Raw genomic sequence first — 20,146 nt, forward strand, 5'->3', positions numbered from 1 at the left:
GCGGAAAATTCAATATCTCAGCACCTGCCCGGCCTTACTGACGACGAACTTGCGCACATCGGCAAAGCCTGGCGGGTTGCGCTCGGCCAGCACCTGAAACGGCCGCTGGGGCAGGATGATCGACCGCTGGGTGCGCGTAGCCCCAGTCTCGGCCCCCTGCCCGCCGAACGGGTCCAGTGCAAAGACCTCGCGTTCGACGGTGGAAAACCATCCCGCGCGTTCTTCAATGACCTCTTCGCTTTCCAGCTCCTCGGTGGTCCAGGCCAGCGCCCAATCCTGACCTTCGGGCGCCTGTGCGTCCTCCAACACCTGCCGCAGGGGGCCGGATTGCTCGGTATAGGCCGAGGAATACATCGGGCCCACATGGATGCGGCGCATGTGTTTGGGGTGCAGGTCGTCGAAATCCTGATCGAACCCCTTGGCGATCGTCACCAGTTTCAGCCCTCCCAAGCTTTGCGCCATCAGATGCGCCTGTACCTCGGGCCAGCGGCGTTGATCCTTGGGCAGGGCAGTTTTGCCGCTGTCCTCCAACTGCATCAGATAGATGACGGGCAGGTTGATCTGGCTGTCATAGACCGCCCAGTGGATCAGGAACTTGCGCCGCTCGCCCTCATTCCCGATCCAGTGGCATTCGGGATCGTTGCGGGCCCAGAACAGCTGACCTTTCAACAATTCCTCGTAATAGAGCCTTTGGGACAGCGCGAATTGCAGCTTGGTGGGAATCTCCCGGTCGCCAATAATTGTCCGCACCATGTCGGTTTTCAGATCCTCTTCCGAGGGCATATTCGCCAGATGCACCTGCGCCTGCTGCGCGTCATTGGCCATGGTCAGCAGCTCGGCCGCGACCGGAAATCCGCTGTCGCGCTTGTCCATGGCGAGGCTACCAAAGAACCGCCCCGTATCGCGCCCAACCAGGAGATATTTCATGCTCAGCGCGCGGAAGGTGTAGAGCAGTCCCGAGAGGTAGCGCGACACGATCCGCACCTCTTGTTTGCTGATCGCGCCCTCAGCCTCCATCGTCGCAGCCACGCGCATGAGGTGGACGGTGATCACCTCGAATTTGCGGAAGTAGCGCCGCGAGGCGAAAGTGTCGGTCAGGCCGACATGGTCTTGGGAGGGGTTAGTCATCCTTGATGGTTTCTTCAAAATTGTTTGAACTCAGCCTAGAAAACCAAAGCCTAACTAAGCTGCCAAAGCAGAGCACAGCATAAAGCAGTATCCATTTCGACACATCGTTTGGAGCTAACCAAACTATGAACGAAATGAGGCAGGCACCTAATGCTGATTGGTATGCCCACTCACCCAACGTTCTTGGACGCCCCACTAAATTGAACTCAGGGAGATTCATCCGCCATACAAATTCTTATCATGCTTCTCGACAATCGAGGCAAACCGGCGGGCAAAACGCTCATCCGCCTTCGCCTTTTTCTCCAACACGTCGCGGGCAAAGACCATGTGGTCCTCGTGTGCCTCAAGCATGTCGGCCATTTTCTGGTTGGTCGCGGTGCCGATGGCGGCCATGGCGGTTTGCGCCTCTTGGTCGGTCTGCACGCCGATCTCGTTGATGCGGTGGGCCACGTCCTGCTGCTGCGCGGTTTTCAACGATTTGGTCAGGGCATCGTACAGCACCACGCGCTGTTGCGTGTCTGTTTGCAGCTTGTTGATCAGCACCATCTGCGTCGCCGCCTGGTTTTGCAGCGAATCGACCCAGGTCTTGCCCTTTTCGATGTAACGCTCCAGCGTTTGGCTTTTGGCCAGCTTGACCTGCTCTTCCTGAACCTTGGCGTTGTATTGTTTGTTCAACTCGGCAAGTTCGGTTTCCAACTGGGTTCGCGCGGCGGCGTCCTGTTCGACGCTGATCTTGTTTTCCAGCGTGATGATCGTCGGATCCATACCCTGAATCTCGGCGCGCAGCGCCTCGAGTTCCGCCACAGTCGCCTCGCGATCGTCCAGCGTGACGGTCAGGTTGTCCTCGACCTTGACGCGCTGTTCCTCCAGCACGGCCAACTGCCCTTGCAGCAGTTTGACGATCACGTCGGATTTGGCGATCAGGTCTTGCAGCTTGTCATCGATATTGGCGGTGCGCATCCGCTCCTGCCGCATCGACTCGGATTTACCTTTCGAGAAGATGCCGACAAACGACTCCCACCCGGTTTTCGAGCGCATCTCGTCAAAATCCTTGGAAAACGCGCTGGTGACGTCGTCCAGCCCCATGATCAGTTCGGCGATATTGGCGTTCATCACCTCGGTATGGGCGTGCACATCCTCGAGCGTGGCGTTTTCGATGTCGATATCGGCCTCGGCAGTGCCGATCTTGGCGCGGGCCGCTTCAATGCGCGAGGTCAGCCCTTCGATCTGAGACTGACTTTCGCGCACTTTGGCTTGAGTCTCTTCTATCAACGCTTCGAATTGCTGGTTCGACATCGCTTCTATCCCTTTTTTCTTCTATTACCCAATAAGATAGGGAATGTTACACTGATTTACATCCCCCGGGTCTCAAAATTCACCCAGACTTTGGCAAACTCCTTGGCAAAAAGAAAGGCGAGACCGGCCAATGAAACGCGCAGATTTCGGGTGACTCAATTAAATTAACTTGTTAAGTATTTTTTGATCAAATCTGGATTGATTCCACATCCAGAGTGGCCATAGACAATTGAGACATCACCTGATTGGGTGCGCGCAACCCAATTCACGCCGGAGGCTTATCATGCTGGACGCAACGACCGATCTGAAGTCAATCCTGAAGAACCCCGAATTGCTTGTAACCAAAGCCTATATCGGCGGTCAGTGGGTGGACGGTGACAATGGCACGTTCAAAGTCACAAACCCCGCTCGGGGCGATGTGGTCGCCGAAGTGGCAGACGTCAGCCGCGCTCAGGTCGCCGGAGCAATCGCACAGGCCGAAGCCGCGCAGAAGGAATGGGCCAAACTGACCGGCAAGGAACGTGCAGCCATCCTGCGGCGCTGGTTCGATCTGATGATGGAAAACGCCGAGGATCTGGGCAAGATCCTGACCGCTGAACAGGGCAAACCCCTGGCAGAGGCCATCGGTGAGATCGGCTATGGCGCGTCTTTCATCGAGTTCTTCGGTGAAGAGGCCAAGCGCGTCTATGGCGAGACCATTCCCGGCCATCAGCGCGACAAGCGGATCATGGTGATGAAGCAGCCGATCGGCGTTGCGGCCTCGATCACGCCCTGGAACTTTCCCAACGCGATGATCACCCGCAAGGCAGGCCCGGCTTTGGCCGCTGGCTGCGCCTTTGTGGCGCGCCCGGCCACCGAAACGCCCCTGTCGGCGCTGGTACTGGCGCTGCTGGCGGAACAGGCCGGCGTACCTGCGGGCGTGTTCAACGTGGTGCCCTCGTCGCAGGCCAGTGAGATCGGCAAGGAGTTCTGCGAAAACCCCGGTGTGCGCAAGCTGACCTTTACCGGATCGACCGAAGTGGGCCGCATCCTGCTGCGCCAGGCAGCCGATCAGGTCATGAAATGTTCGATGGAGCTGGGCGGCAACGCACCGTTCATCGTGTTCGACGACGCCGATTTGGATGCCGCCGTCGAAGGCGCGATGATGTGCAAGTTCCGCAACAATGGCCAGACCTGTGTCTGCGCGAACCGTATCTATGTGCAGGCCGGCGTCTATGACGCATTCGCGGCCAAACTGAAAACGGCAGTAGAGGCACTCAAGATCGGCGACGGCTTGACCGAAGGCACCACCACCGGCCCGCTGATCAACGCCGACGCGGTCGCCAAGGTCGAGGAACATATCAAGGACGTGACCGACAAGGGCGGCGAGGTTCTGACTGGTGGTCTGCCTCATGATCTGGGCGGCACGTTCTTCCAGCCAACCATCGTGACCGGCGTGACGCAGGACATGCTGGTGGCGCAGGACGAAACCTTTGGCCCGCTGGCCCCGCTGTTCAAATTCGAGGACGAAGACGACGTGATCGCCATGGCCAATGACACGATTTTTGGTCTGGCCTCGTATTTCTATGCCAAGGACCTGAGCCGAGTCTACAAGGTGGCCGAAGCGCTGGAATACGGTATCGTCGGCGTGAACACCGGCATCATCTCGACCGAGCTGGGCCCGTTCGGCGGCGTCAAGCAATCCGGTCTGGGCCGCGAAGGCAGCCATCACGGCATGGAAGACTATCTGGAAATGAAATACGTCTGCATGTCGGTCTGATCCAACACGGTCTCTGTCCCATTGCGGTGGGCAGAGACCCCGTATCCGGAAACGGGATCGCGTCGTCTTTTGACTGTTTATGGCGACGGCCCAGTCGACGCTGACACGGCTATTCTGCGGACTTGTCGCGGATTTGTTCGATTGCACGGGTCGCGAACTTTCCCTGCAACGAACCGTCAACCATGGCTTCCAGCGCGGGCAATGCAGAGGACGCCGCGCCACCAATTTTCCCCAATGCAATAGCTGCCTCTTTGCGGACAAACACCGACGGGCTTTCAAGAAGCGCGATCAATTCCGGCACCGCTGGCTCTGCCTCGGGACCGAACAGGGCCAGCGATTGGGCTGCCGTCCGCTGATCTTTGGCATCCCCCCGTGACAGATCCGCCCTCAGGCTTGCTATGGTCTTTTCCGGAGGCAACGCCGCCAGACGCAGCCCGTCGTTCAGCCGGGCGTTCAAATGCTGGTTCTCACCGACCCAGCGAATGATGAAAAAGTAATTCTGAACGGCGTCCTGAATGACACCGGCATGCTTGCCCTTTTGCCATCGGTCGATGATCGCCCTACCCGCACGGCGATCTCCATTCAGGGCCAGAACCGAGGCTGCAAATGGCATCAGCTCAGTTGCCTGCGGATTTCTGTTCAACTCTTTCTCGATCACATCTGCCGCACCCGTCAGGTCATTCAATGCGTAAAGAGCCGCCGCTTCAAACAGCGCGTAGTGGCTGGGATAATTGGGATCCAGCCGGGTCGCAGCCTGTACAAAGGCCAATCCTTCCTCGGGCTCACCAGCTGCAATCAGCGCCCATCCCATCGTCAGATGCGCCTCGGGGTCGCTGGGTTGCAGCGCGATGGCTTTCGCTGCTTCTCGTCTGGCTTCTTCCGTCCCCCGACCTACCCGTAGGTTACTGTCCCAATCCGGAAGGTTGAGACTGACAATAGCCCGGATAACGTGCACCAGGGCGGTATCCTGCTCCATCACATCCCGGTAATATCTGTAAAACAGGCCGATATGCATTTGCGCGCCTGACTCTGCAAACCCATTCCAATGATGAAAGATGTGCGGTCGCAAATGCGCCAGAGCAAGCGTCGCCCAGGCACGCCCATAATCCGGGTCCAGTTCCACGGCCTTTTCAAAATGGGGAATTGCCGCAAGGTTGTCCTGTTCGTTGAACTGCGAATACAACTCCCACCCGCGTTGGAAGGCTTCGCGTGCTGCAATGGTCTGGGTTTCCACGCTTTCGATGGCTTGCCGGCTTTGAGGGTCGAGTGGAAGATCCAGCTCCTGAGCAATTGCGAGAACAATGGTTTTCTGCACTTCAAAGATGTCATCAATCGCGCCATCAAACCTGTCCGCCCAGATCAATCGCCCGCTCAATGTGTCGGTCAGGCGAATGTTGATCCGGAAGTCTTCATCCGCACGTCGCACGCTGCCGTCAACGACGTAGCGAACCCCAAGTTCTTCAGCGAAACGTGCGATATCTATGTTCCTGTCGCGGTATGCGAAGGATGAATTCCCAGCGATGACGAACAATCCGGATATTCGGGACAGGTCCGTGATCAAATCCTCAGAGATACCGTTGATCAGCGTGTCCTTGGACGCGTCATCGGTGTAATTCGCAATCGGCAACACAGCGATGGAAGGCAGGTCCGGCAAAGGGTAAACCATCTGCGCCTCTGAGGCGCGCAATTGGCCAGTCTTCCACGGTTTCGTCAGAAAAAGGCCAATTGCCGCCAACATCACCAGCAGAGCCGCCAGCGGCAGCCAGCGGGATTTCCTCAGTGTGCGGCTTTTTCGCGGTGAAGGCAAAATTTCCGCTTCTACGCGAAAGGCCTGAACTGGGTCTGCGATGTTCTTGACGTTCTGTGGCCCGATCGGGGCAAAACCATAGGGCACTTTGTTGCGCGCATAATCGACGATGGATTGTGAAACAATGATACCACCGGGATCTGACAGTGCCTCGAGCCGCGCGGCAACGTTCACCCCGTCGCCAAGGATGTCATCCCCGTTCGAAACCACATCGCCGACATTCAGGCCGATCCGAAACGTGATGACGCTATCTTGATCGGTACCCGCGTTTCTCTTTGCAAGGTCGGCCTGAATTTCCACGGCAGCGTGAACCGCATCGACGGCGCTGCGAAATTCGATCACAAAGCTGTCTCCCGCAGTGTTCGCGATGCGCCCTGAATGCCGGGCGATCGCCGGCTCTATGACTTCGCTGCGGATCAGGCGAAGCCTTGCGATGGTACCTTCTTCGTCCAGACCAACCAATCTTGAGTAGCCGGCGATGTCGGCTGCCAGGATAGCTGCTAGTCGACGTTTTGGTCGGCTTTCCATAATACCGAAGACTATCAGGCGGATAATTTGCTGGGAACCAGTTTTCGCACACGCCCAAAACACAACGCCCCGCGTCTGGAGGAACGCGGGGCGTGTGTTGCGGCAGTCCGGGAGGAGTGAACTGCCGCGGGATATTCAGAAGCCTCAGTTCACGGCTTTGGCGTCCACCACATCCTTCTCGATGGCTTTGGCCGAGGTGATCTCGATCCGGCGCGGTTTCAGGGCCTCTGGAACCTCGCGCTTCAGTTCGATGTTCAGCATGCCGTTTTCATGGCTCGCACCGGTGACGCGGACATGATCCGCCAGGGCAAACCGACGCTCGAACGCGCGGGTGGCGATGCCACGGTGCAAATAGGTGCGCTCTTTGTCTTCGGCGGCTTTTTTGCCTGACACGACAAGCGAGTTCTCTTTCACTTCCACGGTCAGGTCGTTTTCCGAAAAACCGGCAACGGCCACCGAAATCCGGTAGGTGTCGACATCGGTTTTTTCAATGTTGTAGGGTGGATAGCTGGGCTGGGCCCCATCGTTGGTCAGAACGCGATCCATCATGTCGGCGATCTGGTCAAAGCCAATGGTGGCGCGGTGCAGCGGTGCAAAATCAAACGTACGCATGTGTCATATCCTCATTCTTGAGCGATTTGCGATAAGTGCCCTCCGACTGGACGGGCGATTTCTTGTACCGGACCCCGTTGTGGCGGTCCGATACACATCACATGGGTAGCGATTTCGCCGAGTTCAACCCCCGCCAGAACTGATGAATTTCGCACCAGATCCTGACTTACCGGACCCGACTTGCAATCGGCGGATCGACGCCTTGGGCTGAGGTGCATCGCGCCGCATGATGGCCTTGAGCTCGGCGACGATCCCGCCAAGCTCCATGCCAAACCCCACCTTTCTACGGCCGTTCGTGCCTACCGCCGATACCACAGACAGGATCTGCCAGCGCGCACCGTTTTTCGCCAGAATTGCAGACCCGGAAGACCCGAAAGTAATGTCGCAATCAAAGGTGATCAGACCCTGCCTGCGGTCGATGATACGGCAGGACCGTTCTCGGGTGATCGCCTCGGACCGTCCGCGCCCATACGAGGCAATGCTGATCTCGTTGCCCGGAACACGGCCGCTGTGCAGTGCAAAAGGGTCGGCGACCGAATACGGGATAGGCTCGTTCAGCCGCATCAGGGCCACGTCCAACTGGACACCTTCGTGCGACAGCGGGTTCTGCGCCCCATAGCTGGGATGAAGGGCGATTTGCGTGACTCGACGCTCGGCCAAGGCGTTGCCGTTGCTAAGGCCTGCACGAAACGTGATATCTTCGGGCACATAAGTCTTCCCGGTACGACGATTCACCGCACAATGGGCTGCGGTCAGCACCATGTCCTGCGCGATCAACGTGCCGGTGCAATACGAGGCATCGCGGACATCCAGCCGACCGATAGCCTCCCAACCATAAAGGTCATCCCGGTCGGTCAGCTTGCGCTTGTTGGATTGCGCTTGCGGCGATGTTGCCAAGACGCTCAGGCCCAATAACAGGCTCCAGAAGACTCGCATCATGGTCGAATGAACCTTGCGCCTATGTTCTTGTTCGTTCCCGATCCGGACGAGGAAAGCCCAAATCCCCGCCCCGCAGAAAGTTCGTCACGCAGCAATTGCAGCGAATGCTCAACCGCGGTTCCAATTGCGACACTCTGGCCGTCCATACTGGCCTTGGCCGCAACCACCGATACAATCTGAGGGCGCGCGCCCGTGAAAGAAAAAACGGGTGCCCCCGAAGACCCGAAATCAACGTCGCAGGACATGACCATAACCCCGGCCTGCCGGTTCATGACCGAGCAGACCTGTTGCAGCGACGGAGCTTCTGACCGGTCATGCGCATAAGACACAACGCCCACTTCAGCGCCACGTTTGGGCTGATCGCCCGACTCAAATGGAATGACGGCGGTATTACGGATCGGCTGCCACAGCTCGATCAAAGCCACGTCCGCGCTTACCCGGTCGGCCGTAGAATCGACGCCATATTGGTAGTCCGGATGGATCACTGCCTGGCGCGCGGTCCGATAGGCCAACGCACGTCCCAAACGCCACCCGGCCAGAAACTCGATATCCGCGGGGTTGATCCGTTGTCCGGATCTTTTGTCAAACAGGCAATGCGCCGCTGTCAGTACAAGCGTCGGCGACACCAGCGTTCCGGTGCAAAACCCCGCGCCGGCGATATCCAACCGCCCGACAGCCATCCACTCGCGCCCGGAATCCGACGTATCCAGGCTTTCCAGCCTAGTGTCCTGCGCCGTGGCCGCCAATGGCAAGACACAGAGCACGATCGCCTTGATCCAGCTACGCACGCGGTTCTCCGAGACTCACTTCGAAGCTTTTGTCCTACGCGCCGCGTTGGGCGAAAATAGGGCGGTCATGCACCAAAGGTATTTCCCTGGGAAATGATGCGCGCTGGCATCAGCATGATTCACCGCAAGACGGGAACCGGGTTCCCTGTTCCCTGCAAGGCCGGTGGCTTTGGCCCGCCGGTCGCCCAGTCCAGCAACTCTACTGTATGAACGATCGGCAGTTGCGTACCAGAACCGATCTGCATCATGCACCCGATATTGCCAGCGGCAATGATATCAGGCTGTTTCGCCTCAAGAGTTCTGACTTTTCGCTGTTTCAACTGGCCTGATATGTCCGGCTGCATCAGGTTGTACGTTCCCGCGCTGCCGCAGCACAAATGACTGTCGGCGGGTTCGACAACCGTGAAACCCGCGTGTTTCAGCAAGTCTTTGGGATAGGATTTGATCTTCTGCCCATGCTGCAATGAGCAGGCCGCATGATAGGCGACGGTCAGGTTTTGGTTTTCCCCCGCCGGCAAGTCCAGCTTGATCAGAAGTTCACTGACATCCATGGCGATTGCAGACACACGCGCTGCATCTTCGGCAAGCGGGCCATTGCGAAACATATGCCCATAATCTTTCACGGTGGTGCCACAGCCAGAGGTATTGATGACGATGGCGTCCAACCCATCACCGTCCATTTCCCTTTTCCAGGCTCTGATATTGGCGGTTGCCGCCATATGACTGTCTTGGACCTTGCCCATGTGATGGGTCAAAGCTCCGCAACACCCGGCACCTTCGGCGACCACGACCTCGCACCCCAACCGTGTCAGCAGGCGGATCGTGGCGTCATTGATATCGGTGTTCAGCGCCTTTTGTGCGCAGCCTGTCATCAGCGCCACCCGCATTTTTCGTTCACCGCCGGGCGCAAAACTCTGCGGATCATCGTTGCGGCTGACAGACGGGATATGCTTGGGCGCCATCTCCAACATCGCGCGCAGCCGGGCATCTGGCATCAGGAACCGGAAAGGTCGACCCAGCCTGGCCCCGATCAGGGCCCAACGGAACCGCATCGGATAAGGCAGGATCTGCGCCAGAACCCAGCGCAACACCCGATCCGTCAGCGGGCGCTTGTAGTTGGCCTCGATATATTCGCGCGCGTGATCCACCAGATGCATATAATGCACACCTGACGGGCAGGTGGTCATGCAGGCCAGACAGGACAGGCAGCGGTCGATGTGCTTGACCGTCTTTTCGTCGGGCACACGCTCGTTTTCCAGCATGTCCTTGATCAGGTAGATGCGCCCACGCGGACTGTCGAGCTCGTCTCCCAGCACCTGATATGTCGGACACGTGGCCGTGCAAAATCCGCAATGGACGCAGCTTCGCAGAATCTCGTTCGAGCGCTGGATCGCCGGGTCCTGCAATTGCTCATCGGTGAATGTTGTCTGCATCGCCCTATCCCATCAGCCCCGGGTTGAACAAACCCCGAGGATCAAATTTCGCTCGCAAGCCCTTTGTCAGAGCCGATATTGATGTGGGTTCCGGATGAAATCGCCCCAGTTTTCTGATCGTGCCGGGGTCGGATCGCACCAAAGTGGCATGACCTGAAAACGCATCAAGCCGCGCACGCACATCCGTGCCTGCCGGGACCCGCAGCCAGACAAGACCGCCGCCCCAGTCAAACAGCGCTTGATCCGCTTCGGCGCGCGCCGAAATCTCCGCCGCGTCACCCGGTTTTACCGAAAGCCGCCAGACGTCCCCGTCCTTGCCCTGAAATGGATGAACGTCACGTATTCCAGCCCACAGCGCGTCGGACTTTCTTTCCTCGGCAACGTCCCCAAAACCTTCCAACTCAGCAATCAATCTGCTTGTCCGATATGCAACCGAATCCACAAAACCTTCGACCCTAATCAGGGCTTTTTGAAGATCTGGGTCATATGCCGCGCCCGTCACTTCGAATGGAGATTTCAGTGCTGCCGAAAGAACCCGCACAGCAACGCCGATGTCCGAGACTGCAACAGAAAGGGTTGAACTTCGCTCCGGCTTGGGCAGGACCTTCAACGACACCTCGGTCAGAACGCCCAAAGTGCCCCACGACCCACCCATCAGCTTGACCAGATCGTAGCCGGTAACGTTTTTCATCACCCGACCACCATTCTTGATCACCCGCCCACGCCCATCGACAAAGCGCACACCCAGCAGAAAATCCCGACATGCCCCGGCCTGAATCCGCCGCGGGCCCGAGATGTTGGCCGCCACAACACCACCAATCGTCGGCTCACCCTGGGTCGCCAGCAAACCCCGGTGATCCATCGGTTCAAAGGCCAGTTGTTGCCCTTCCCCATCCAGGGCCGCCTGAATCTCAGCCAGGGGTGTACCCGCCTTCGCCACAAGTGTCAGCGCACCGGGTTCATAGAGGGTAATACCGCTCAGCCCGGACACGTTCAGTTCAGGCTCTCTCCCGGTCACACCGCGCGTGCCACCTCCGGCGATCCGCACCGGGCCGTTCAGGCCGGCCACCAGTTCGGCCAATTCGGCTTCCGTCTCAGGTCTCATTTGCTTCATCTTTTCCAAAATACTCCGGGGGCAAGGGGGCAGAGCCCCCTTACTCCGCCGCAATGCGCCGCGCCCGAGACACATCCAAAGGAAACACCTTGGCAGGGTTCAGCAGCCATTTGGGGTCAAAAACGTCCTTGACCGCCATCTGCGCCTCAAGATCGGCAGGCGCATATTGATGCGACATGAGATCCCTCTTCTCGATACCCACGCCGTGCTCACCGGTCAGACAACCGCCTTCGTCCACGCATAATTTCAGAATTTCGGCCCCGAATGCCTCGCATTTTTCAAGATCACCCGGTTTGTTGGCATCGAAAAGGATCAGCGGATGCATGTTCCCGTCACCTGCGTGAAATACGTTCCCAACAGGCAGACCGAATTCTTCACTCAATTCGCCGATACGGCGCAGCACCGTTGGCAGGGCCGACACCGGGATCGTACCGTCAAGGCACATATAGTCGTTCAACTGCCCCATGGCGCCGAATGCGGATTTCCGACCAAGCCAGATTTTTGCGCTTTCTTCGGCTGACTGGCTTTCTCGCAGCTCGACCGGGTTGTGGCGTTTGGCGATCTCGATGATTTTCGACAATTGATGGTCAATTTCGGCTTCCGACCCTTCCACTTCGACAATCAACAGAGCATGGCAGTCGGGATATCCGGCGTGCGCAAAGTTTTCGCAGGCTTTTATGCACAGCGTGTCCATGAACTCGATCGCGACCGGCAGAATGCCCGATTTGATAATGTCCGAAACACACTGACCCGCGACTTCGTTGTCGTCGAACCCCATCAGAACCGGCCGCGCGCCTTCGGGTTTGCGCAGAATGCGCAGTGTTGCTTCGGTCACCACGCCCAACTGACCTTCCGAGCCGCAAATGACGCCCAAAAGGTCCAGACCGGGCGCATCCAGATGCGCGCCGCCGATCTCGACGACACTGCCATCCATCATCACCATGGTCACGCCCAGAAGGTTGTTCGTTGTCACGCCATATTTCAGGCAATGCGCGCCACCTGAATTCATCGCGATATTGCCGGCAATGGCACATGCCAGTTGCGAGGAAGGATCAGGCGCATAAAAGAAATCCTCTTCCTCGACCGCGCCGGTGACGCTCAGGTTTGTGCGGCCCGTCTGCACCCTGATGAAACGGTTGTCATAGTCAACCTCCAGCACCTCATTCATCCGCGCGACGCCCAGAATGACGCAATCAGCCGTTGGCAATGCCCCACCGGCCAGCGACGTACCCGCACCGCGCGGCACGACCGGCACGCCCTCTTCATGGCAAATGCGCAAAACGTCCGAGACTTCCTGCGTGCTCGACGGCAACACGGCCAGCATCGGAGGGCATTTGTAGGCCGTCAGGGCATCGCACTCATAGGCTCGGGTTTCAGCCGGATCATGGATAATTGCCGTATCTGGCAAAACCCGCGACAGCCGCGAAACGATCGCGCTTTTCCGGTTCAGTACGTCCGGGCTTGGCTTTGGCATTTCCATGGCATCCCTCCCTTTGGTAAAATAATATTACCAATTTACCACTCTGGCAAGTTCCGATGTCCGGTCGTACTGTCGCGCCATGACCTGGATCGAACGTGCCGCCCTATTTTCCCCTCTGGATTATGCTGCCATTGCAATGTTGCTGGGTGCGTGGCTGTGGATCGGATGGAAGATCGAACACCCGTCACCACAGAAGCCGTCCGTCGCCCTTGTGATGGATGGCTACCGCCGCGACTGGATGCACGAGATGGTGACGCGCCAGCCACGGATGTTCGATGCGCAGGTCGTGGCTGCCATGCGGCAAGGCAGCACCTTTTTCGCTTCAACCACGATGATTGCCATCGGGGGTGGTCTGGCCCTGTTGGGCAATACCGAGCGATTGGCCGGGGTGGCGACGGATCTTGCCATCGGCAGCGCACCGGCGATGGTCTGGGAAATCAAGATACTTGTGGTTGTCCTGCTGCTGGCCAATGCTTTTCTGAAATACGTCTGGGCACATCGTCTTTTTGGGTATTGCGCCGTTTTGATGGCCTCGGTTCCAAACGATCCTGAAGACCCAAACGCCTATCCTCGGGCCGGTCAGGCGGCCGAGATCTGCGTGACCGCCGCCCGAAGCTTCAACCGCGGTCTGCGCGCCACCTATTTCGCCCTTGCTTCGCTGGCCTGGTTTCTCGGGCCGATGGCATTGGTGTTGGGCACAATGATCACATTCGGTGTCCTGTATCGCCGCGAGTTTGCATCGCATTCCCGCGCGATCCTCATGGCCCAAACGTCGAACACAGAGACGTGATCCCCAAGCGCGGCATTAAACCCTAGGTTCGAACCATGCGATATGTGATTCTCAGCGCCCTTCTGGCTGCACCTGCCCTTGCCGACCCGCCGACAATCGAACAGGTCCGCGCCAGTGCCACCGGTGACACATGGCGGTTCGACGTGACGATCCGGCATCCCGATACAGGCTGGGATCATTACGCCGACGGCTGGCGCGTTCTGGACATGGACGGGAATGAACTGGGAATGCGTGTGCTGCACCACCCGCATGAGACAGAGCAACCTTTTACCCGCTCGCTTGGCGGCGTGGTGATTCCGGAAAACGTTTCACAGGTGCAGATTCAGGCCCGGTGCAATGTGGATGGCTGGAACGAAGACACGACGTTGGTCGAACTAAACTAACCTTCAGAAAATCCCCATGGCAAGGCCCGCACCCAACGCGGCGCCGATCTCGCGACACCGATCCAGCTGATCTTCCGGAATGGTTTTTCGGGCCAGAATGGCCTCGGGCGTTTGCGCGTGCGTGCAGACAATCAACGGCGACTGGACCTCTTTCAACCGCCAGCCAGTGGCGATCCGTGCGATCTGGCGGGCTGCATTCTCTCCGTCCGACCCGGCGCAAATCATCTGCGCATATGGGCGACCTTCGATCTGTCCAAGAACCGGGTAATAGCAGCGGTCGAAGAATTCCTTCATTAAGCCAGAGATCGCCGCCAGATTCTCTGGCGCGCAGAAGATGTAGCCGTCGGCGGCCAGCACATCCTCCGGCCCCGCCTGATCCGCAGGCACAAGCTCAACCTCGGTCTCTGCCCGTGCCGATTCAGCCGCCGCTTCGGCCATCTGCCGGGCACCACCTGTGCGCGAATGGTAAACGATCAGAAGCTGCGCCATGTCAGACCCGGTGATAGGGGCCACCTGACAGAATGGTCGCGGCCCGATACAGTTGCTCAGCCAGCATCACACGGACCAGCATATGAGGCCAGACCATCGACCCGAACGAGAGGGAAAAGTCGGCTTCGGCCCGCAAAGCAGGGTCTATTCCGTCCGCTCCGCCGATGATCAGCGCCAGATCCTGCCGCCCCGCATCGCGCCAACTACCCAGTTTCTTGGCAAAATCGGGCGAAGACATCACGCGCCCGCGTTCGTCCAGCGTACAGATCACCGCGCCCTTGGGCAGCGCCTTGCGCAGCAACGCGGCTTCGGCCCCCATGCCTGCGTTTTTCTTGTCCTCGACCTCGATCACCCGCGCGGGACCAAGGCCCAGGCCACGGCCGGTCCGGTCAAAGCGGGTCAGGTAATCATCAAGCAGGGACTTCTCCGGTCCGGCGCGCAATCGCCCGACCGCAACTATGCTGATACGCATATCTCTCTCGCCTCCGGCCCCTCAATACGGGCCGGGATGGCGCCTCAGTTCGCCGAGGCGCTGCCGCCCTGGGGCAGCCACATCTTTTCCAGCTGGTAGAATTCGCGCACTTCGGGGCGGAAGATATGGACGATCACGTCGCCCGTATCGATCAGCACCCAATCGCCGGCATCCTTGCCTTCGACCTTCGAGGTGAAACCGAATTCCTGCTTGATGCGATCCGTCAGCTTTTCCGCCATGGCCGAGACCTGACGGGTCGACCGACCCGAAGCAATGACCATGTGATCCGCGACAGACGACTTGCCTTGCAGGTTGATCTGCACGACGTCTTCGGCCTTGTCATCGGAAAGTGAGGAAAGGATACGCTCAAGCAGCTTGTCGCTGATTGACTGAGAGTGGGCCATTACACGGGACCCGTCTTCGGCAGGCAAACCCGCCTGTGTATGTAGTGACAGGACATAGTCCTCCTTTGCTGCGCGCCGTGAAACCCCGGCGCCGGGGTACTAATAAAGTAACAAGGGGAATGCAACATTTCAATGAAAGCGCGTCCGGCCCCGCGCAGGGTTGATCACTCTTCTGCGATTTGTTGCATGTTTGCGTTTTCCGACAAAAGCCGAACCTCGCGCTGCGGGAAGGGAATCGAGATGCCTTCGTCCTGAAACGCATCCCACAGCGCAAGATAGACATTGCCCCTGATATTGGTCAGCCCTTTGGTCGGATCGCTGATCCAGAACCGCAGAACGTAATCCACGCTGCTGTCGCCAAAACCGGTGATATGGCAAACCGGTTCATGTTTTCCGCCACTCAATACGCGGGTCACTGCCTTTACAGCCCGGATCGCCGTTGCCCGCACTTTGTGGGGGTCATCCTCATAGCTGGTGCCGAAATCCAGATCCAACCGCACGAATTTGTCGGAATGCGACCAGTTCACCACCTGGTTGGTAATCAGGTCCTCGTTCGGGATCAGGTATTCCCGCCCGTCCCGCGTGACAACCGAGACATAGCGTGCGCCCAGCGCATTGATCCAACCGAACGTATCGCCCAGCGAGATCACATCGCCTGGCTTGATCGACCGATCCATCAGGATAATGATCCCCGATATGAGGTTCGACACCACTTTTTGCAGGCCGAACCCGATGCCCACGCCGATCGCGCCCGACAACAGCGCAATGCCGGTCAGATCGAAGCCCAGCGTGCGGATCGCAGCCAGAAAGACCGCGCCATACAGCAGCACCTGAATTCCCTTGGCCAACAACACCTGCATGGACGGGGTGATGTCGTCATTGCTCTGCAATCCACGCTCGGCCGCGCGGGTGCCGATGCGGGCCAGCGTCAACAGGACCCCGATCAGCAGGATGGCCTTGAGAATGCCAAGCAAGGAAATATGCAGGTCACCGACGGAAATCGCGACCCCATCGAGGAATTCGGCCACGTCATCCGTCAGATTCAACGCAACAAGCGTTGCATAGACCCACATTGCCCACTTGAATATCCGTCGCAGCGTCCGGTTGCGGACAAGCCTCGCCACCAGTGCAATCGCCAGCCACGCAGTTGCCAGAGTTGCAATGATCCCAATGAGATAACTGCGCGACGGCCAGGTGACATGCTGCATAACCTGATACAAGAGCCAGGACAGCAGCACGAAATAGACCAGTGTCAGCCGCTGCATCAGCTGTACCATGGTGCGAAGCCGCCATTTCGGCCATCCGGTGCGTGCGCGCGTCCAAGCATCCCATCGCGGCTGTGTCAGAACTTTCAGAAGGAAAGCCAGCGCCCAAATGAAAAGGATGATGACCAACTGATACTGCCGCCAGCCCGGCGTAACCACCAACTCGACCAGTTCTTGAAGCTCGGAAGAGAACCCCGCGACCATGTTGTTGTAAAGGTCTGTCAGCGAGCTGGGGATCAGGTCTTGGTTCATACGCGCCTCCTGCACGGCAGCTTGGACAGCAATGCTAGGCGATGCAAGTCTGACACCAGTTTTGAACCTTGATTGCAGCAAAGGCGCGGTATATCTGAACCGCATGAGACTCAATGTGGCCCAAGAACAGAATCTGGAAGACCGCGCGCGTCTGCGCGAACGGTTCTTTGGGGCTGCCCGCACGGTCCTGGCGCGCCTACCCGTCGCCTGAGCCAACTCGCCAGCTATTTCTCATTACATACGGGAGAGGACACATGTCCCCCAAAACACTCTATGACAAGATCTGGGATGCCCATGTCGCGCACGAAGCCGATGATGGCACCTGCCTGCTGTATATCGACCGCCATCTGGTCCACGAGGTCACCAGCCCGCAGGCGTTCGAAGGCCTGCGTATGGCAGGCCGCAAGGTGCGCGCCCCAGAAAAAACCATTGCCGTGCCGGACCACAACGTTCCGACCACACCGGATCGGGTGAACGGGATCGAAAACCCCGAATCGCGCATTCAGGTCGAAGCGCTGGACAAGAACGCCCGGGATTTCGGCATTCACTATTACCCGGTGAATGACGTCCGTCAGGGCATCGTGCACATCGTCGGCCCCGAACAAGGCTGGACCCTGCCGGGCATGACCGTCGTCTGCGGCGACAGCCATACCGCCACCCATGGCGCATTCGGCGCATTGGCCCATGGCATTGGTACGTCCGAGGTCGAACACGTTCTGGCCACGCAGACCCTGATCCAGAAGAAATCCAAGAACATGAAGGTGGAAATCACCGGCAAATTGCAGCCGGGCGTGACCGCCAAGGATATCACCCTGGCCGTGATCGGCGAAACCGGCACCGCCGGCGGCACCGGCTATGTCATCGAGTATTGCGGTGAAGCCATCCGCAACCTGTCGATGGAAGGCCGCATGACCGTCTGCAACATGGCCATCGAAGGCGGCGCACGCGCAGGGCTGATTGCACCGGATGAGACCACGTTCGAATATGTCAAAGGCCGTCCGCATGCGCCGAAAGGTACGCAGTGGGAAGCCGCGATGAATTGGTGGAAAACACTCTACACCGACGAAGGCGCGCATTTCGACAAGGTTGTCACGATTCGTGGCGAAGACATCGCGCCTGTCGTCACCTGGGGCACTAGCCCCGAGGATGTTCTGCCGATCACTGCAACCGTGCCGCACCCCGAGGATTTCGAAGGCGGCAAGGTCGAGGCGGCCCGCCGGTCAATCGAGTATATGGGTCTGAAAGCCGGTCAGAAGCTGAGCGATGTCGAGATTGACACCGTCTTTATCGGGTCCTGCACCAACGGACGTATTGAAGACCTGCGTGCCGCGGCCGAAATCCTGAAAGGCAAGAAGATCAAGGACGGGATGCGCGCCATGGTCGTGCCTGGTTCGGGGCTGGTCCGCGCCCAGGCCGAAGAAGAAGGCCTGGCCGACATCTTCAAAGAGGCCGGGTTCGAATGGCGTCTGGCAGGCTGTTCGATGTGCCTGGCGATGAACCCCGACCAGTTGCAACCGGGCGAACGCTGTGCCGCCACCTCGAACCGCAACTTCGAAGGCCGTCAGGGCCGGGGCGGGCGCACACATCTGCTGAGCCCGGCAATGGCTGCCGCAGCGGCAATCACGGGACGGCTGACAGACGTCCGTGAATTGATGTAAGGTGCCCTCATATCTAGATATTTGAGGGATTGAACAAATGAGTGACTGGGTCAAATGGCTCCTGCTGGGGCTTCTATCAATTGCGTTCGGCGTCTTTGCGCTGGGCAATGCGATTGCGGCTTCGCTTGCCGTAACGGTCGTAACCGGTGCGCTGCTGCTGATTGCAGGCGCGATGCAAGTGGTCGGCGGTTTCACCGTCGAAGGCACAGGCAACAAGATTCTGTCACTTATCATGGGTGCGGTCATGCTGTTCCTGGGCTGGTCCTTTCTGGATCACCCGCTACAGGGAACACTGACGCTGGCAACCGTGATGCTGATCCTGTTCATGGCAGGCGGCATCGCGCGGGTCATTCTGTCGTTCCAGATGAAAGGAACACAGTTTTTCTGGCCCACGATGATCTCGGGCATCTTGTCGATCATCCTCGCAGGTATCATCTGGTCTTATGCAAGCAGCGAACCCGCCGCTTTGCTGAGCCTTCTGGGTATCCTGCTGGGCATCGAGATGCTGTTCAACGGGTTCGGATTGGTGTTCATGGCGTTCTTCGTCAAGAACGCACCCAATGACGAAACAACAGAAGCGAAAGAAGCTTAATCGCGGGATACGGGCGCGGCCCTCTCCTGCAGGAGTGCAGACATGGAAAAGTTTGAAAAAGTCCACGGGGTGGCCGCCCCGATGCCACTGATCAATATCGACACCGATATGATCATTCCCAAAGTGCATCTGAAAACCATCAAACGGTCCGGCCTTGGCGTCGTGCTGTTTGATGAAATGCGCTATCATGATGACGGGCAGGAGAACGAAGAGTTTGTCCTGAACAAACCCGCCTATCGCGAGGCCGAAATTCTGGTCGCCGGCGACAATTTCGGCTGCGGCTCGTCGCGCGAACACGCACCCTGGGCGATCAAGGATTTCGGCATCAAGGTCGTGATCTCGACCAGCTTTGCCGACATCTTTTTCAACAACTGCTTCAAGAACGGCATCCTGCCGATCGTGGTTGAAGAAGAACACCACGCGATCCTGATGGAAGACGCACATAAGGGAGAGAACGCCCGCATGACCGTGCACCTGGAAGATCAGCAGATCACCACTTCGGATGGGATCGTGATCGAATTCGACATCGATCCGCACCGCAAGCACTGTCTGCTGAACGGTCTGGACGATATCGGTCTGACCATGGAGAAAGACCACCACATCGACAAATTCGAGGATCACGCAAGTCAGGCCCGCCCCTGGGTGTAAGGCCTTAGCCGATTCTTTGGATACTCAACCTAACGGGGTCGCCAAGGCGGCCCCGTTCTCATTCTTGGGGTTGATTTTACCAGAACCACAACATCTTGGTCTCACATTGAGATACACGTCGGATTTGCGTCGAAAATGATGCAATCCCGCACCAGTTGCGCCATCATTTTGCCCGAAATCACGTGTTTTCTGCACCCTGTCTTGAGCGAAATGCCGCTTATCGTCCATGTTGGCGCTAAAGAGGCATCCGTCAAAAACTCGAGACGATGGGCACAAGTTGGAATGTAAGTCGGCGAAGATCGACTTATC

The 20,146-nt window shown here is 58.2% G+C and carries 20 protein-coding genes; 7 read left to right on the forward strand and 13 right to left on the reverse strand.

The window, feature by feature from the left end:
• Positions 1 to 9: 9 nt before the first annotated feature.
• Positions 10 to 1,128, reverse strand: coding sequence for a hypothetical protein (locus GOW04_RS19255; RefSeq protein WP_171233674.1), 1,119 nt, complete (start codon positions 1,126 to 1,128; stop codon positions 10 to 12).
• Between the two features lie 216 nt (positions 1,129 to 1,344).
• Complete coding sequence (locus GOW04_RS19260) at positions 1,345 to 2,424, reverse strand: hypothetical protein (RefSeq protein ID WP_171230262.1); 1,080 nt, start codon at positions 2,422 to 2,424, stop codon at positions 1,345 to 1,347.
• A gap of 283 nt (positions 2,425 to 2,707) precedes the next feature.
• Between GOW04_RS19260 and GOW04_RS19265 the strand changes: the two genes are divergently transcribed.
• Entirely contained in the window at positions 2,708 to 4,183 is a 1,476-nt protein-coding gene (locus tag GOW04_RS19265) for an NAD-dependent succinate-semialdehyde dehydrogenase (protein WP_171233675.1), read from the forward strand.
• A 109-nt stretch (positions 4,184 to 4,292) separates the two neighbouring features.
• On the opposite strand, the gene GOW04_RS19270 is transcribed toward GOW04_RS19265, so the two are convergent.
• The 7 genes from GOW04_RS19270 to GOW04_RS19300 all read right to left on the reverse strand — a co-directional run bounded on the left by GOW04_RS19270 (position 4,293) and on the right by GOW04_RS19300 (position 12,884).
• Positions 4,293 to 6,518: a tetratricopeptide repeat protein gene (locus GOW04_RS19270; protein WP_171233676.1), complete on the reverse strand. Its 2,226-nt coding sequence runs from the start codon at positions 6,516 to 6,518 to the stop codon at positions 4,293 to 4,295.
• Between the two features lie 144 nt (positions 6,519 to 6,662).
• A complete protein-coding gene (locus GOW04_RS19275) occupies positions 6,663 to 7,130 on the reverse strand; it encodes an Hsp20 family protein (RefSeq protein ID WP_170345716.1) in 468 nt (155 codons plus the stop codon).
• 123 nt (positions 7,131 to 7,253) lie between these two features.
• Positions 7,254 to 8,069, reverse strand: a complete 816-nt coding sequence (locus tag GOW04_RS19280; protein ID WP_171233677.1) for a serine protease — start codon at positions 8,067 to 8,069, stop codon at positions 7,254 to 7,256.
• Positions 8,066 to 8,857: a trypsin-like peptidase domain-containing protein gene (locus GOW04_RS19285; RefSeq protein WP_171233678.1), complete on the reverse strand. Its 792-nt coding sequence runs from the start codon at positions 8,855 to 8,857 to the stop codon at positions 8,066 to 8,068. The genes GOW04_RS19280 and GOW04_RS19285 overlap by 4 nt, the downstream gene beginning before the upstream one ends.
• 119 nt (positions 8,858 to 8,976) lie before the next feature.
• On the reverse strand, positions 8,977 to 10,290 hold the full coding sequence (gene glcF, locus GOW04_RS19290) for a glycolate oxidase subunit GlcF (protein WP_171233679.1): 1,314 nt from the start codon (positions 10,288 to 10,290) through the stop codon (positions 8,977 to 8,979).
• 4 nt (positions 10,291 to 10,294) lie between these two features.
• Positions 10,295 to 11,395 (reverse strand): FAD-binding protein, encoded by a 1,101-nt coding sequence (locus tag GOW04_RS19295; protein ID WP_171233680.1) that lies wholly within the window; start codon positions 11,393 to 11,395, stop codon positions 10,295 to 10,297.
• 49 nt (positions 11,396 to 11,444) lie between these two features.
• A complete protein-coding gene (locus tag GOW04_RS19300; protein WP_171233681.1) occupies positions 11,445 to 12,884 on the reverse strand; it encodes an FAD-linked oxidase C-terminal domain-containing protein in 1,440 nt (479 codons plus the stop codon).
• Positions 12,885 to 12,963: 79 nt separating this feature from the next.
• Between GOW04_RS19300 and GOW04_RS19305 the strand changes: the two genes are divergently transcribed.
• Both GOW04_RS19305 and GOW04_RS19310 read left to right on the forward strand, forming a co-directional pair.
• Positions 12,964 to 13,674 carry a DUF599 domain-containing protein gene (locus GOW04_RS19305; RefSeq protein WP_171230255.1) on the forward strand — a complete coding sequence of 237 codons (711 nt, stop codon included), beginning with the start codon at positions 12,964 to 12,966 and terminating at the stop codon, positions 13,672 to 13,674.
• A 35-nt stretch (positions 13,675 to 13,709) separates the two neighbouring features.
• Positions 13,710 to 14,057 carry a hypothetical protein gene (locus GOW04_RS19310; RefSeq protein ID WP_171230254.1) on the forward strand — a complete coding sequence of 116 codons (348 nt, stop codon included), beginning with the start codon at positions 13,710 to 13,712 and terminating at the stop codon, positions 14,055 to 14,057.
• 3 nt (positions 14,058 to 14,060) lie between these two features.
• Here the strand turns inward: GOW04_RS19310 and GOW04_RS19315 are convergent, their stop codons facing one another.
• From GOW04_RS19315 to GOW04_RS19330, 4 genes are all read right to left on the reverse strand, one after another.
• Positions 14,061 to 14,546 (reverse strand): flavodoxin family protein, encoded by a 486-nt coding sequence (locus tag GOW04_RS19315; protein ID WP_171230253.1) that lies wholly within the window; start codon positions 14,544 to 14,546, stop codon positions 14,061 to 14,063.
• Position 14,547: 1 nt separating this feature from the next.
• Positions 14,548 to 15,018: a 23S rRNA (pseudouridine(1915)-N(3))-methyltransferase RlmH gene (gene rlmH / locus GOW04_RS19320; protein WP_171233682.1), complete on the reverse strand. Its 471-nt coding sequence runs from the start codon at positions 15,016 to 15,018 to the stop codon at positions 14,548 to 14,550.
• 44 nt (positions 15,019 to 15,062) lie between these two features.
• Positions 15,063 to 15,422, reverse strand: a complete 360-nt coding sequence (rsfS, locus tag GOW04_RS19325) for a ribosome silencing factor (protein WP_058276550.1) — start codon at positions 15,420 to 15,422, stop codon at positions 15,063 to 15,065.
• A gap of 164 nt (positions 15,423 to 15,586) precedes the next feature.
• On the reverse strand, positions 15,587 to 16,939 hold the full coding sequence (locus tag GOW04_RS19330) for a mechanosensitive ion channel family protein (protein WP_171230251.1): 1,353 nt from the start codon (positions 16,937 to 16,939) through the stop codon (positions 15,587 to 15,589).
• A gap of 103 nt (positions 16,940 to 17,042) precedes the next feature.
• On the opposite strand from GOW04_RS19330, the gene GOW04_RS19335 reads away from it, so the two are divergent.
• Genes GOW04_RS19335 through leuD form a run of 4 tightly spaced genes read left to right on the forward strand, consistent with a single transcriptional unit; the run spans position 17,043 to position 19,837 of the window.
• The gene (locus GOW04_RS19335) at positions 17,043 to 17,150 is read left to right on the forward strand and encodes a hypothetical protein (RefSeq protein WP_010438763.1); all 108 of its coding nucleotides are present in this window, start codon (positions 17,043 to 17,045) and stop codon (positions 17,148 to 17,150) included.
• 43 nt (positions 17,151 to 17,193) lie between these two features.
• The gene (gene leuC, locus GOW04_RS19340; protein WP_171233683.1) at positions 17,194 to 18,597 is read left to right on the forward strand and encodes a 3-isopropylmalate dehydratase large subunit; all 1,404 of its coding nucleotides are present in this window, start codon (positions 17,194 to 17,196) and stop codon (positions 18,595 to 18,597) included.
• Between the two features lie 37 nt (positions 18,598 to 18,634).
• Complete coding sequence (locus GOW04_RS19345) at positions 18,635 to 19,189, forward strand: HdeD family acid-resistance protein (protein WP_171230250.1); 555 nt, start codon at positions 18,635 to 18,637, stop codon at positions 19,187 to 19,189.
• A gap of 42 nt (positions 19,190 to 19,231) precedes the next feature.
• Positions 19,232 to 19,837 (forward strand): 3-isopropylmalate dehydratase small subunit, encoded by a 606-nt coding sequence (gene leuD, locus GOW04_RS19350; protein WP_171120098.1) that lies wholly within the window; start codon positions 19,232 to 19,234, stop codon positions 19,835 to 19,837.
• Positions 19,838 to 20,146 lie beyond the last annotated feature (309 nt).

The organism is Ruegeria sp. HKCCA4812, from assembly GCF_013034245.1.
GTDB lineage: Bacteria > Pseudomonadota > Alphaproteobacteria > Rhodobacterales > Rhodobacteraceae > Ruegeria.